The organism is Paenibacillus sp. FW507-14B1B, from assembly GCF_058781425.1.
This window is the reverse complement of the sequence record NZ_JBYSWS010000004.1, coordinates 484,950-499,933: the sequence shown is the minus strand read 5'-3', so window position 1 is coordinate 499,933 and position 14,984 is coordinate 484,950. Positions and strand designations below refer to the sequence as shown.

The 14,984-nt window shown below is 45.1% G+C and carries 9 protein-coding genes; all 9 read right to left on the bottom strand.

All coding sequences use genetic code 11. The annotated features are described in order from the left end of the window. Window positions 1–40: 40 nt before the first annotated feature. The 9 genes from argJ to AC3WJJ_RS20885 all read right to left on the bottom strand — a co-directional run bounded on the left by argJ (window position 41) and on the right by AC3WJJ_RS20885 (window position 14,754). Window positions 41–1,264: a bifunctional glutamate N-acetyltransferase/amino-acid acetyltransferase ArgJ gene (gene argJ / locus AC3WJJ_RS20925; protein WP_492543566.1), complete on the bottom strand. Its 1,224-nt coding sequence runs from the start codon at window positions 1,262–1,264 to the stop codon at window positions 41–43. Window positions 1,265–1,279: 15 nt separating this feature from the next. Beyond that, window positions 1,280–2,335 carry an N-acetyl-gamma-glutamyl-phosphate reductase gene (gene argC / locus AC3WJJ_RS20920; protein ID WP_492543565.1) on the bottom strand — a complete coding sequence of 352 codons (1,056 nt, stop codon included), beginning with the start codon at window positions 2,333–2,335 and terminating at the stop codon, window positions 1,280–1,282. Window positions 2,336–2,677: 342 nt separating this feature from the next. Beyond that, window positions 2,678–3,259 carry a GNAT family N-acetyltransferase gene (locus tag AC3WJJ_RS20915; protein WP_492543564.1) on the bottom strand — a complete coding sequence of 194 codons (582 nt, stop codon included), beginning with the start codon at window positions 3,257–3,259 and terminating at the stop codon, window positions 2,678–2,680. 176 nt (window positions 3,260–3,435) lie between these two features. Beyond that, complete coding sequence (locus AC3WJJ_RS20910) at window positions 3,436–4,320, bottom strand: YitT family protein (RefSeq protein ID WP_422658557.1); 885 nt, start codon at window positions 4,318–4,320, stop codon at window positions 3,436–3,438. 22 nt (window positions 4,321–4,342) lie between these two features. Then, window positions 4,343–5,459 (bottom strand): peptide chain release factor 2 gene (gene prfB, locus AC3WJJ_RS20905; protein ID WP_492543563.1). Its coding sequence is split into 2 segments (ribosomal slippage): window positions 4,343–5,386 and window positions 5,388–5,459, totalling 1,116 coding nucleotides; the frame shifts between segments, so codons are not numbered across the junction. A gap of 515 nt (window positions 5,460–5,974) precedes the next feature. Then, entirely contained in the window at window positions 5,975–8,482 is a 2,508-nt protein-coding gene (secA, locus tag AC3WJJ_RS20900) for a preprotein translocase subunit SecA (RefSeq protein ID WP_492543627.1), read from the bottom strand. A 326-nt stretch (window positions 8,483–8,808) separates the two neighbouring features. Next, entirely contained in the window at window positions 8,809–9,372 is a 564-nt protein-coding gene (gene hpf / locus AC3WJJ_RS20895; RefSeq protein ID WP_422658560.1) for a ribosome hibernation-promoting factor, HPF/YfiA family, read from the bottom strand. A gap of 267 nt (window positions 9,373–9,639) precedes the next feature. Next, window positions 9,640–9,837 (bottom strand): cold shock domain-containing protein, encoded by a 198-nt coding sequence (locus AC3WJJ_RS20890; RefSeq protein ID WP_009594275.1) that lies wholly within the window; start codon window positions 9,835–9,837, stop codon window positions 9,640–9,642. A gap of 324 nt (window positions 9,838–10,161) precedes the next feature. Next, window positions 10,162–14,754, bottom strand: coding sequence for an S-layer homology domain-containing protein (locus AC3WJJ_RS20885; RefSeq protein ID WP_492543562.1), 4,593 nt, complete (start codon window positions 14,752–14,754; stop codon window positions 10,162–10,164). Between the last annotated feature and the right edge of the window lie 230 nt (window positions 14,755–14,984).

The following is a 14,984-nucleotide window of genomic DNA, read 5'->3' as shown; positions in this document are numbered from 1 at the left end:
AGTCCGTTCCCCTCCTATATCAAAACACTACCCGCACATTTTATGTCCGGTAAGCAGCGTTAATTCGAACGTAATCATAAGTCAGATCACAGCCCCATGCCGTCGCATTGCCACTACCGATATGAAGATTCACGTCGATCTGCACGGTATCTCCTTGTAGATAAGCAAGCGCCGCTTCCTCGTCAAAAACAACGGGGCTAGACTGCTCCAACACCTGAATTGGACCAATCGCGATATCCACAGTCTCTGGATTAACGGGACGTCCCGCACGACCCACAGCGGCAATGATCCGGCCCCAGTTCGCGTCAGCACCGAATACCGCAGATTTTACTAGACTTGAACCAATAATTGTCTTCGCAATGGCCTGTGCATCGTCATTGCACTCTGCACCTTGTACACGTACCTCTATTAAATGTGCAGCTCCCTCGCCATCTCTAGCAATGGCAATGGCAAGCATGCGGCATACATATTCAAAACCTGCAGCAAACGCCTTCCAGTCTGGATGCGATGGCGTCAACACGTCATTACCAGCAAGGCCACTCGACATCGCGATCAGCATATCATTCGTACTTGTATCTCCATCAACAGTAATCATATTGAAAGTCAGATCGGTTGTTCCGCGCAGCAGCACCTGCAAAGCTTCCTGACCGATGACCGCATCTGTTGTCATAAACCCAAGCATAGTCGCCATATTCGGATGAATCATCCCCGAGCCTTTAGCGGTACCTGCAATCGTAATATCTCGGCCATCTACTTTCACCGTGACGCAGGCTTCTTTTTTAACAAGGTCTGTCGTCAAAATAGCCTGGCTAAATGCCTCAGCCCCTGCACTCTCGCCACTAATCCGTGATGGCAGACCGGCGATACCAGATTGTACACGCTCCATCTTAAGTAGTTCACCAATAACACCCGTGGAAGCTACAGCTACATCTTCATCCGCAATATCAAACTGTGCCGCAGTCTCTGCACGCATGGTGTATGCATCCGCTTCTCCTTGCTTGCCCGTACATGCATTGGCATTTCCACTATTCACGACAACCGCTCGAAGCGTGCCGTTATGAAGGCTCTCACGCGTTACCTTCAGCGGTGCAGCTTGGAATACGTTCGTTGTGTATATCGCTGCGGCAACCGCAGGCACATCACATACAATGACACCGAGATCGTGGCGATCCGTCTTCTTCAGTCCGCAGTGCAGACCTCCCGCCTTAAATCCCTGCGGCGAAACAATCGTTCCCCCGCTTACGATGGTATATAAATTTTCCATATGGCTTCCCCATTCTTACGGATACACAGGTGTAAACGTAAGTCCGAGACTTTCCTCCCATCCCATCATCAAGTTAAGGTTTTGGATCGCCTGTCCTGCAGCGCCCTTCACCACGTTATCAATTACCGATACAAAGGTGACTCTTCCCGTCCGAGGATCGACCGCAAAACCAATATCGCAATAGTTCGAGCCGCTTACTTCTTTCGTTGCTGGCCAAATCCCTTGATCACGAACACGTACAAAACGGCGGTCTTTATAATACTGACGATACAGCTCTACAAAATCCTCCTCAGTATATGCGCCCAGAAGGGATGCGTACATCGTACTCATAATTCCTCTTGTCATCGGAGCGAGGTGGGTCGTAAACGTGACCGTCACTTTCTCACCAGTAACTTCGCTTAGCACTTGCTCGATTTCAGGAATATGCTGATGCTTATTCACCTTATAGACTTTGAAGTTCTCGTTAATCTCCGGGTAGTGGAATCCGAGACTCGCACCACGTCCCGCTCCGGACACACCTGACTTGGCATCAATGATTATGCTTGCTGGATCAATCCAGCCTGCGCTAATTGCAGGGATTAGACCAAGCAGTGTAGCCGTCGGATAACAGCCTGGGTTAGAGATGAAATTCACGTCCGCCACTTCTTCCCCAAATACTTCGCATAAACCGTATACCGCCTGAGCAAGTACATCGGCATCCGGTGCTTCGTGCTTATACCATTCCTCATACACGCTTCCATCTTTTATTCGGAAATCACCAGATAGATCAATAACCTTTAATCCAACTTCAAGAAGTTGTGGCACTAGCTTACTACTTATGCCTGATGGTGTTGCCGTGAATACGACATCCGCTCGTTCTGCGATTTCAGCTGGTACAACGCCGTCCAAGTTCAGCTGCACAATGTTCGTCAGATGTGGAAATCCGTTCGAGATCGGTACACCTGAGCTAGAAGAGGAGATAACCGACGTAATCTCCACTTGAGGATGATGCTCCAGCAATCGGATTAGCTCTACCCCTCCATAGCCGGTTGAACCCACAATCGCAATTCTTAACTTCTTCTGTTCTGTCATCATGCCATCCCTCTCTCTCCCACTTGCATTCTGGTATCTTTTTACTTTCCCGTCTCATAAATATGTATTATTATACGTCTGTATTCATATTAATACAACAGATATCTTTCATTTCATATAAAAATAGGCTCGTCATCTACTATAAAAGATGAACATGATATCATCAGTATCGCAGCACTACGCATGTGGATCATTCTTCCGATCACTGTTGTCCCCGGATTTCTTTTTAATCATGTTAAGTTAGTTGAAATCCAGGGACAAAGGCGACCGCTCCGCTTCTACAGAATGATTCCGCCTTCTCCGTTGTAGTAAGAATTCAATTCAATCAAAAAAAGCACTCTACTAGACTTGTCCCTTCACTCGTTGCTCGTATTCCTCTTTCAAAATAGAATAGCCTCTAAGGTCCTTGTGCACGCCCTTAAATTTCACCACTTTACGCTGCGTGCCCTCATACGTCATGCCGAGCTTCTCCATCACGCTGGAGGAACCCATATTCTCAGTTACACATCTTGCTTGAATGCGTACGAGATCCATCTCCGAAAATCCAAATCGTACTAGCTCGCCTGCAGCTTCGGTCATGATCCCTCTACCCCAGTAGTCCTTGCCCAAAACATACCCAAGCTCAGCCACTTGATGTTCTGGCTTCCATATTACAAAATCTACCGTTCCGATCAGCCGGCCACTCTCCTTGTACTCGATTCCCCAAGGCGCTACCGTATTATCCTCGTATTTCTGCTGAACAAAGTTAATAAAGTCTATACTGTCCTCAATCGTACGATGCGTCTCCCAAGGTACGAACCTTGATACTTCATCATTCGATGCATAAGCAAACATATCCTCTGCATCATTCATCGTTATCTTCCTCAGAACAAGCCGCTCTGTTTCTAACCGAGGAATGTCACCATATATTTCTTCAATTTCCATATTTGCACCCCCGTAGATTAGTTTCCATTATATCGATTACTGGCAAAAATAAAAGAGCCATATTCTCAGAAGAATATGACTCTTGATAGGTTTTACTAGATTGGACACTTCGCCCCAAGGGGCTTATGCCATTCCATGCATATTTAGTTAATGAATCTTTGCGACTATTCTGGCGTTTAGATCTTTTGGAAGCCTTCGCCGAGTACCTCGTGTGCATTGCTTATAATAACAAAAGCATTCGGATCGACAGACTGCACTACGGTCTTAAGCCTTTGAATCTCACTCTGGCCTACAACGACCATAAGTACCGTACGATCCTCCCCGGTATAACCACCTTTACCGTCCAGCTTCGTCAGGCCCCGATCTAAATCTTGCAAAATCGCCTTCGTAATTGGCTCTGTATGATCAGAGATAATATAAGCTACCTTAGTGAAATTAAAGCCAAGCTCAATGGTATCGATTACCTTACCCGTTACGTATAAACCGATCAGGGCATACAGCGCCTGTTCCAATGTCAGCACCAGCGCAGCTGATGTAATGACGAGTGCATCCAGCAGCACAACACTGAAGGAGAAGCTCAATCCACTATATTTTTGAACAATCTGGGCAAGTATCGTAAGTCCACCTGTTGAACCACGCCCTCGATAGACGATTCCCATCCCGATGCCGACTCCAATCCCTCCATAAATAGAGGCTAAGAGCATATTCGTTGTAGGAACCATCCAATCACTCGTTAAATACACGAACAACGGCAATATGATGCTGCCAAGCAGCGATCTTATGCCATAATCCCTTCCTAGAAGCCAGAAGCCAAGAACGAACAAGGGAATGTTCAGCATCCACTGTGTATAGGCGGGTTCAATACCAAGCCATGCTTCGACTATAACGGATAACCCGGATACACCTCCGGGCGCAATCTGGTTAGGAACAAAAAACATGTTAAACGATATTGCCATAATAAACGAGCCCACAATGATAAACAGGGTATCGACCAACTTACGTACGGGTCCGTTCATCGGAATGAGGGGTTCTCTTCGTCTGTTGCGCGCTGTTTGGCTCATGCTAGTTACATTCTCCTCTTACTTAAGCATCTTGCTTGGTCTGGATCTGACTACGTAGATATCCGTCGATAAAGCCGTCTAGATCTCCATCCATGACTGCGCCTACATTCCCTGTTTCCACTTGAGTACGGTGATCCTTAACCATACTGTACGGATGGAATACATAGGAGCGAATCTGACTGCCCCAAGCAATATCGGATTGCTCCCCGCGAATCTCATCCAGCTCCCTCTGCTGCTCTTCAATCTTACGCTCATAGAGCTTGGAACGAAGCATCGTCATCGCTTGCTCACGGTTCTTGATCTGGGAACGCTCATTCTGACAGGTAACGACTACTCCAGTTGGAATATGTGTAATCCGTACCGCAGAATCGGTTGTATTAATATGTTGTCCACCCGCGCCGCTGGCACGGTAGGTATCAATCTTCAAATCCTCTGTACGGATTTCAACGTCTATATCATCGGTAATTTCCGGTACAACATCACAGGATACGAAGGATGTATGACGACGGCCAGAAGAATCAAAAGGCGAAATACGAACGAGACGGTGTACGCCTTTCTCTGCTTTTAGGTATCCGTAGGCATTGTAACCTTTAATCAGTAGTGTCACACTCTTAATACCCGCTTCATCGCCAGGGAGATAGTCAAGCGTCTCGACTTTGAAACCGCGCTTTTCGGCCCAACGGGTGTACATCCGAAGAAGCATTTGTCCCCAGTCCTGTGATTCCGTTCCACCCGCACCTGGATGGAGCTCTAGAATCGCATTAAGCTTATCGTAAGGTTGATTCAACAGCTGCTGCAGCTCAAAGGCTTCAACACGACTGCCGATTTCTTTAATCGACTCTCCAATCTCACTTGTTAGGGAATCGTCTCCCTCTTCATCTGCAAGTTCGATCATAACAACGGCATCGTCAAAATCCCGTTGCAGTTTCTCATATTGGTCCACACCTGATTTCACAGCATTCATCTCTGCGATCAAGCTCTGAGCCTTCTCATTGTCATCCCAAAAATCAGGAGCTGACATCTTCTCTTCAAAGTTCGCAATCAGTTCCTGCTTAAGATCTAAGTCAAAGAGACCCCCTAAGATTGGTTAATTTTTTGCTAATTTCGCGCAGGTCCTGCTTCACACTTGGATCGATCATGATACCTCTTCCTTTCTTTTCCCTACATATATGTTCATTATACCCTTCAAGTTATGAAAAACGCTCCCAAGGGATATGTTAGTTGATGCTTTGAATCTTAAACCGATTGAAACGTTCTTAGCCTGAGCACTGAAGATGATGGATACGGGATTCCACCCGCTGTTAAAGTCATATTCCACTGATTGATCACTTGAATGTGGGAATATGACTTTAAAGGCGGCCGCTTCGCTTATCCACCCCGCATCCATCCTAGACAACTTTCCTTTTGGAGCATAGGCATAACTTTACCCTTTTTGTGCGTTCATCAATGAAGCAAAACATTGAAGAGGCCTACTCATGAAACATCGATAGCAATACCGTATTTACCTGTTTCTTCAGAACAACTCCCTTAAGGGTGCACAGAGGAACACCCTGATGCGCACTTAAGCCATCTCGGTGTTCCCCTGTTTACTCTCAAGGGAGTCTGTGAATGTACCGCGGTTAGAGCGATACGATATTACTATGCAATCTGTCGCTTACGCGTTCTGTCCATGGCAATGCTTGTACTTCTTACCGCTGCCACAAGGACATAGATCGTTGCGTCCAATCTGATCCTCAACCGAAACAGGGCGCTTCTCTGCTGGCTCACCGTTCGTGGATACCTTACTCTCTTCCACAACAGCTTGACGCTCCTGATTCGTCTCGATATGTGCCTTCATAATATAGTTCGACACTTCTTCTTGAATCGCAGCGATCATCGCATGGAACATTTCGAAGCCTTCGAATTGATATTCACGAAGTGGATCAGTACCACCGTATGCACGAAGATGGATACCTTGACGAAGTTGATCCATCGCGTCGATATGATCCATCCACTTGCTGTCTACAGAACGAAGAACGATAACTTTCTCGAACTCACGCACCAGCTCTTCACCGATGGATTGCTCACGTTCTTTGTACTTCTGTAATACACGCTCAAAGAGGTGCTCCGTGATCTCTTCCTTCTCCTTGCCCCACAGCTCGTCACGTGTAACAGCACCTTCATCTAGAAGCTTGCTGTTGATGTAATCTGCCACTTCTTGCAGTTCCCAGTTCTCTGGAATATCGTCGCCGCAATGAGCATCAACGACACGCTCAATCACGGGCTTGATCATATCAAGAACAATCTGCTTGATATCTTCAGATTCCAAAATTTCACGACGCTGCTTATAAATAATCTCCCGTTGCTGATTCATCACGTCATCATATTGAAGAACGACTTTACGTACATCAAAGTTATTACCTTCAACACGTTTCTGAGCGGATTCTACCGCACGGGTAATCATCTTGCTCTCAATAGGTTGGTCTTCTTCAAAACCAAGGCGTTCCATCATGTTCAGTACATTGTCCGTACCGAAACGCTTCATCAATTCGTCTCCAAGAGACAGGTAGAACTGGGTTGAACCTGGGTCTCCCTGACGACCAGCACGACCACGAAGCTGATTATCGATCCGGCGAGATTCGTGACGCTCTGTACCGATAATGTGTAGACCGCCAATACTTTGTACACCTTCACCAAGCAGGATATCCGTACCACGGCCTGCCATGTTGGTAGCGATAGTCACTGAGCCTGGCTCACCAGCACGAGAGATGATCTCCGCTTCTTCAGCATGGTACTTGGCATTCAGTACTTTATGTTGTACACCTTTGCGTTTCAGCATATCCGACAAGCGTTCAGAGTTCTCAATAGATACAGTACCTACGAGAATCGGTTGATTCTTCTTGTGGCGCTCCACAATCTCTTCAACAACCGCTTTAAACTTGCCTTCTTCGCTCTTATACACTACATCTGGCATATCAATACGCTGGTTCGGCCGGTTCGTAGGAACTTGAAGCACTTCAAGACCGTAGATCTTCTTGAATTCTTCTTCCTCCGTCTTCGCCGTACCTGTCATACCAGCCAGCTTACGATACATACGGAAGTAGTTCTGGAACGTAATGGTCGCAAGGGTCATGCTCTCATTCTGTACCTCGATGCCTTCCTTCGCTTCGATCGCTTGGTGCAGTCCGTCACTGTAACGACGTCCAGCCATCAGACGACCTGTAAATTCGTCAACGATAACAACTTCGTCTTCTGTTACAACGTAGTCCACATCACGACGCATAATAACGTTCGCTTTGAGCGCTTGAACCACATGGTGGTTAAGTGTAACGTGATTGTGGTCATAGAGGTTCTCAATACCGAAGGCGCGTTCTGCTTTAGCTACACCCTTCTCTGTCAGAGCTACTGCCTTGACTTTAATATCAACGGTGTAATCCTCTTCCGCTTCAAGACGCTTCACAAAACGGTCTGCTGCATAATAAAGCTCTGTCGACTTCTGGGCTTGTCCCGAAATAATCAGTGGTGTACGAGCTTCATCGACCAAGATGGAATCCACTTCATCAATGATACAAAAATGAAGAGGACGCTGTACCATCTGTTCTTTATACAGCACCATATTGTCACGCAAGTAGTCGAAACCAAACTCATTGTTCGTTCCGTACGTAATATCACAAGCATAAGCTGCCTGCTTATACGAATGATCCATACCGCTCAGGTTAACCCCGACGGTCATACCTAAGAAATTATATATCTGCGCCATTTCTTCGCTGTCACGTGTTGCCAAGTAATCATTGACGGTAACCACATGAACACCCTTGCCAAGAAGTGCGTTTAAATATACTGGAAGGGTACCTACAAGAGTCTTACCTTCACCCGTCTTCATCTCTGCAATTCTGCCTTCATGGAGGGCCATCCCCCCGACCAGCTGCACGTCATAGTGACGCTTGCCGAGTGTCCGTTTGGAGGTTTCACGAACTGTCGCAAACGCTTCTGGAAGTAACTCATCCAGCGTTTCACCCTTTTCGATCCGCGCACGGAACTCTTCGGTTTTCGCTTTCAGTTGTTCATCCGAGAGCGCCTCGAATTCCGGTTCCAATTTGTTAATTACATCGACCGTCTTCATAAGACGTTTGACATCGCGCTCGTTGGTGTCGCCGAAGATCTTTTTGACAAGTCCTAGCATGGTTAACCCCTTTCGTGCAAAACAGATGATAGAATCAACTTCATTAAATGCCAAAGGGTTGAATGATGAAATCGATTCATTGAAACTAAATGAAAAATTTTCATTCCTGCCGGGCAAGAAATTAATCCCTCAAGATAAGTTTGTTTGCATAAATTGTAACAGTTTGTAAGAGATGCCGCAACACATTAGGACATCTCTTCTTATATACATATAAAGAGCCTTCCCCCGCTGTTCACGGGTGAAGGCTCGTCTTCATACATTTCATGGTAAGCCGTAAATCCGGATCGTGCGTGTACAGCATTCATTTTGCAAAAAACTCTGCGAGCCTAATCGCGCTCAATCAAGCCGTACTTCCCATCATCACGCTTGTAAACTACATTCACTTCTTGGGATTCAATGTTAGTGAATACGAAGAAATCATGACCAACCATATTCATCTGCAAAATGGCCTCTTCCACGTCCATCGGTTTCATTGTGAAACGCTTCGTACGGACAACTTCCAATTCATCATCATCGTATTCCTCTTGTTCTACAGCTACAGAACTTGTTGCAGTTCCATCCTCTACGAACAAGGTCTTGAGACTGCCTTCCTGGCGGAACTTACGGTTGAGCTTCGTCTTATGCTTGCGGATTTGTCGTTCTAACTTGTCCACAACAGCGTCAATTGAAGCGTACATATCTTCGCTTCGGTCTTCTGCCCGCAGCACCACGCCTGGCAGTGGGATCGTCACTTCCACTGTGTGCAAACCTCGGATAACGCTTAAAGTAACGTATCCTTCAGAAGTGGGGGGTGCATCAAAATACTTTTCAAGTCTGCCGAGCTTCTTATCAACGTATTCCTTTAAAGCTTCGGTCACTTCAATCTGTTGTCCTCGAATTGTGAATTGCATATGGCACTCCTCCTTTGCTTCTTCATTATAACACTTTGTTAAGCCCATGTAAAAAGACGAATTTGTGTAAGTTAGCTAGCATGTAAGCGCTTGTGTGATAAAGTTAACAGCCGTTATTTGAAGGTTGCGGAATAAGAGCCTCATTGAAGGTTTTTTTAGCTCTAAACCATATAAAAAAGACCCCGGCTTTCACCGGAGTCTGTAGCTATCCGAATCTTCAATTGTTAACCATCTAACCGTATATGTAGGTCGGCTGAGCCGGGATGATTATAATTTGATTACGTTAGCTGCTTGCGGTCCGCGGGCACCTTCGACGATTTCGAATTCTACGGATTGCCCTTCTTCTAGAGTCTTGAACCCTTCGGACTGAATTGCGGAAAAATGTACGAATACGTCGCCGCCGTCCTCAGTCTCGATGAAGCCATAACCCTTCTCTGCGTTGAACCATTTCACTTTACCTTGCATGCACTAACATTCCCTTCATCATCAAATAAAATAAGTATGTGAACCGACATAAGTTGTCCACATTTCCGACTATAACACCCAAAGATATCCATGTCAATCGAGACAAAAGTATGAGTTTAGCGAAAATATGAAAACGGTATCATTGGTTATATACCCTAGTGGAGTGGGGGTGAAACAGGAAGATTGAAATTTCTCAATTTTAAACTGTTTTGCGTAGCGAGAATTTTGTATAAACAAATGTGATACGATCTAATTGTATTCTAGGATATATACAGGACCCCCTGTCCTATCTAGATAGGACAGGGGGTCCTGCCGGATTAAATACTATGGCTGTTCAATATCCTTAGCTACGATCTCAACTTTGTACACAAGTGCTTCTCCTAGCGGATTAAATCCCGTTCCCTGCTGAGCTGTGTATATCGTGATCGTATACTCACCAGCAGGTAAATCTGACTTAGGTGTTACTGTTAAGTGGATACTTCTCAATTTTCCTGCTTCAAAACCCACAGTATGAGCAACTCCACTGGACTGTCTCAGGCCATAGAACAGACTCTTTCCACCCTCAGGTTGTGCCAGCACAGTTTTAGAGCTTTCGAATCCCTCAAATCCACCAAAGTCAGCCTTCTCTCGGTTACTGTCTGGAATCGTATCAACCTTTCCGCCATCCGTTTGCAATGTGATTTTCTCAAAGACTTCACTGAAATTCAGAACTTCGCCCTGACTATTCTTCAGTTGCAAAGCCAGATAGGCTCCATCGCTGTAGTATTCATAGCTGCTTCCACTTGTGTTTTCCAACTTATCCTTGCTGCCAATTCCGTTAGACGAGCTCCATGTAAAGCTTACTTCTCCATCTAAGAGATCGTCCGATTCAACCTTTGCAATCTTTGTATCCGGCGCTGCATAAGGAGCCACGATCACTTCCGCTGATGCTCCTTCATTATATCCATCTTTTGCTGCGTAACGAACTTCATACGTACCTGCACTTAGGCCAGTAATGGTTGTTCCTGTTACTTTGATCCAGTCTGTAGAATCCTTTAGACGATACTCCATTTCCTCCGTAACATCAGTAATGGTTCCATCGTTTCCGGCTACAGTTACTCCCGTTGCCTTCAATCCTGTAGGAGCTTCTTGATCTTGGTTTGTTGCTTGTTTAACTTCAACCTTGTATTCCAAAGCTTCTCCTTGCGGATTAAACTCTGTCCCCTGCTGGGCTGTATATACTGTAATTGTATACTCGCCAACATGTGCGCCTTCTTTAGGCTTTACAGTAAAATGGATAGTTCTCTCCGTATCTGCTTCAAAGCCTACAGTATGAGCGACTCCTTTTGTTTGTCTCAATCCGTAGAACAGACTCTTTCCACCCTCAGGTTGTGCTAACACGGTTTTATAGCTTTCGAATCCCTCAAATCCTCCAAAATCCGCCTTTTCCCGGTTACTGTCTGGAATCTTATCTACGGTTCCATCGTTTGTTTGCAGCGTGACCTGCTCAAAAACCTCGCTGAAATTCAGAACTTCACCCTGGTTGTTCTTCAGTTGCAAAGCCAGATAGGCTCCATCACTGTAGTATTCATAGCTACTTCCACTTGTGTTTACCAACTTATCCTTGTTGCCGATTCCGTTCATTGAGCTCCATTTAAAACTTACAGCTCCATCTGAAAGATCGTCCTCTTCAACCTTGGTAATGCTAGTGTCTGGTGCTTCATAAGCTACCACAACCACTTCCGCTGAAGCCCCTACATTGTATCCATCTTTTGCTGCGTAACGAACTTCATACGTCCCAGCACTTAAACCAGTAATAGCTGCACCTGTCACTCGAGACCATTCATCTTCAGAACTCTTTAGACGGTACTCCATTTCTGCCGTTACACCTATAATGATTCCATCGTTTCCAGCTGCAGTTGCTGCTATTGCCATCAATCCAGTAGGAGCCTCTTGATCTTGGTTTGTTGCTTCTTTGACCTTAACCTGGTATTCCAGAGCTTCTTCTCCTTGCGGATGAAATCCTATTCCTTGCTGAGCTGTGTAAATCGTAATCGTATAATCGTCAACAAGGGCGCTTTCTTTTGGAGTCACAGTAAAGTGGATAGTTCTCTCCGTACCTGCTGCAAAACCTACAGTATGAGCGACTCCTTTTGTTTGTCTTAATCCGTAGAACAGACTCTTTCCACCCTCAGGTTGTGCCAACACGGTTTTATAGCTTTCGAATCCCTCAAATCCTCCAAAGTCCGCCTTTTCCCGGTTACTGTCTGGAATCTTATCTACGGTTCCGTCGTTTGTTTGCAACGTGACCTGCTCAAAGACCTCGCTGAAATTCAGCACTTCACCTTGGCTGTTCTTCAGCTGCAGCGCTAGATATGCTCCATCACTATAATAGTCGTAGCTGCTTCCACTTGTGTTTTCCAACTTATCCTTGCTGCCAATTCCGTTAGACGAACTCCATGTAAAGCTTACTTCTCCATCTAAGAGATCGTCCGATTCAACCTTTGCAATCTTTGTATCCGGCGCTGCATAAGGAGCCACTACCACTTCCGCTGATGCCCCTGCATTGTATCCATCTTTTGCTGCGTAACGAACTTCATATGTCCCTGCTCTTAGGCCAGTAATAGTTGTACCTGTTACTTGCGTCCATTCATCATCAAAATTCTTTTGACGATACTCCATTTCCTCATTAACACCTGTAATGGTTCCATCGTTTCCAGCTACCGTCACTCCTGTTGCTGCCAATTGTGTAGGTGCGTCCTGATCTTGGTTTGGTACTTGTTTAACTTCAACCTTGTATTCCAAAGCTTCTCCTTGCGGATTGAATCCTGTTCCCTGTTGGGCTGTGTATATTGTGATCGTATAATCATCAACAAGTGCGCCTTCTTTAGGGTTCACAGTGAATGTAACTTTTCTGGATGTATCAGCTTTAAAACCTACAGTATGAGCAACTCCTTTGGATTGTCTTACTCCGTAGAACAGACTCTTTCCACCCTCGGGTTGTGCTAGCACGGTTTTATAGCTATCTAATCCCTCGAATCCTCCAAAGTCAGCCTTCTCTCGGTTGCTGTCTGGAATCTTATCTACGGTTCCATCATTTGTTTGCAGCGTGACCTGCTCAAAGACATCACTGAAATTCAGCACTTCACCTTGGCTGTTCTTCAGCTGCAGTGCTAGATATGCTCCATCGCTGTAGTATTCGTAGCTACTTCCACTTGTATTTTCCAACTTATCCTTGCTGCCGATTCCGTTAGACGAGCTCCATGTAAAGCTCACCTCGCCGTCTAAAAGATCGTCCTCTTCAACCTTATTAATCTTAGTATCTGGAGACAAAGCTTTTAGTTCTGAAATTTTAGCGACAGCTTGGTTCAATTTCTGTACGCTAGAAGCACTTATCAATGCCTTTTGTCCATCGGTTAATGCCTCGTATGCTTGCATTGCAAGATTAACCTGAACTTCATCTGCAAGTGTAAGCTGTTCAACGGCTGGCAGTGCATTGATCTTAGCGATAACGGCATTAGCCGCTGTTTGATCAGCTGATGGTGGGGTAGGGTTAGTCCCAGCATCTCCACCAGAAGACGCACCACCGCCACCTCCGCTAACTATTGGAGGAGTAGTTACAGTGATTTTATCCTTTCGTGGCCCTTCAACATTCGTTGGGCGATTGGTGAACACCGACCCTTGACCACCTTCGTTTATAACTGCAGTTTTTATCGTTCCTGATCCAAGTAACTTAGCAATTGCATCCAAAATCAGTTTCGTTACACTTGTACCACTGGACAAATTAACAGATGTATTCTTAGCTACATCACTGATATTCAGATTCTCAATCGAGCCACGTTGCAGCTGGACCGAGATCGAAGCTGCCGAGATATCTACATCATCAAAAGTACCATTTAGTACAACTTGAGCATTCGCCGGAAGTTCCGCAGCAAGTTCAACATCGGTAAAGCCTACACCACTAACTCCAGATTCCTCAAGTTTAACGGATGATTGAACTACAACACTCTCAGCACTAGTTGAACCTTCAGCTACAATCCGTACAGTGCCGTCTTTCTTATTTACAATTACGTTAACTAGCACTGAATCTACGAAGTGAATAGAGTTAACGCCGCCACCCTGAACATTAGTCGTTCCATGTACTTTAACATTCTTAATGGTTACGTCACCTTCACCAATACCTTCAGCCAAGGTAAGGTTACCTTTAATCTCAACGTTTTGAAGAACGACACCAGGCGCACTGATCACGATACTACCATTAATTACTTCAGTACCTTCTGCCGGGCCATATGTTCCTTCTTTATCATATGTTGTAGTAGATAGACTATCTTTTTTGGTGAGAGCCGCATCTATCAATGAAACAGCCTCTGCTCGTGTCAAAGCCTTCGAAGGTGAGAAAGTATGATTTGGATATCCCTTCATCACTTCATTCTCAACGGCTACTGTAACACCGGATTTTCCCCAGCCAGCAATTTGCTCAGCGTCTGTAAACTGTTTCAAGATTCCACTATCTATAGGATTCACTCCAAGTATTTTCGCAACAATCACTGCTGCTTCCTGACGCGTTATAGGTGCACCAGGACGAATAGTCTGATTCCCATATCCTTTGACATAACCTGCTTTAACCGCTGCTGCTATATCTTTATAAGCCCAGTTCTGTGCATTCAAATCTTTGAAGTCAATCTCAGCTGTCTCTGTGTATCCAAATAAACGATTAATCATAGCCACAAACTCAGCCCGTGTGATCGTTTGATTAGGTTTAAAGCTTCCATCTTGATATCCTTTAAGGTTATCTTCATCAAGCCATTTCTGAATTTTCTGTTCTGCCCAGTGTCCTGAGATATCCTTTACGGACTGAGCTTGAACACCACTAACCGTACCAAATGCCATACTTACACCCAATAAGCCTGTTACTGTACTGCGTACTTTTTTCCCCATGTTGCCCTCCTAGAATGAGTTCTTTGTATTCAACGCAAAAATTAGGTCTAATAACATGTAAAATTACTAGTTCTTTTAGGGTTATCACGCTTAAAAAATAGTATATTAGACCTGTGTATATAGTCCTTGTTGATCCTACCATATTTAACCTTGGTTAATCTAGTAAATTAATGTTAAATTATAGCTCGTAGAGTTGGTTATGAAACTGATCTTTATTTGATTAGTCAGCA

Coding starts and splice junctions, on each gene's coding strand:
- argC (WP_492543565.1), bottom strand. CDS start 2,335: ATGACAGAACAGAAGAAGTTAAGAATTGCGATTGTGGGTTCAACCGGC.
- argJ (WP_492543566.1), bottom strand. CDS start 1,264: ATGGAAAATTTATATACCATCGTAAGCGGGGGAACGATTGTTTCGCCG.
- hpf (WP_422658560.1), bottom strand. CDS start 9,372: ATGCAATTCACAATTCGAGGACAACAGATTGAAGTGACCGAAGCTTTA.
- AC3WJJ_RS20910 (WP_422658557.1), bottom strand. CDS start 4,320: ATGAGCCAAACAGCGCGCAACAGACGAAGAGAACCCCTCATTCCGATG.
- AC3WJJ_RS20890 (WP_009594275.1), bottom strand. CDS start 9,837: ATGCAAGGTAAAGTGAAATGGTTCAACGCAGAGAAGGGTTATGGCTTC.
- AC3WJJ_RS20915 (WP_492543564.1), bottom strand. CDS start 3,259: ATGGAAATTGAAGAAATATATGGTGACATTCCTCGGTTAGAAACAGAG.
- secA (WP_492543627.1), bottom strand. CDS start 8,482: ATGCTAGGACTTGTCAAAAAGATCTTCGGCGACACCAACGAGCGCGAT.
- AC3WJJ_RS20885 (WP_492543562.1), bottom strand. CDS start 14,754: ATGGGGAAAAAAGTACGCAGTACAGTAACAGGCTTATTGGGTGTAAGT.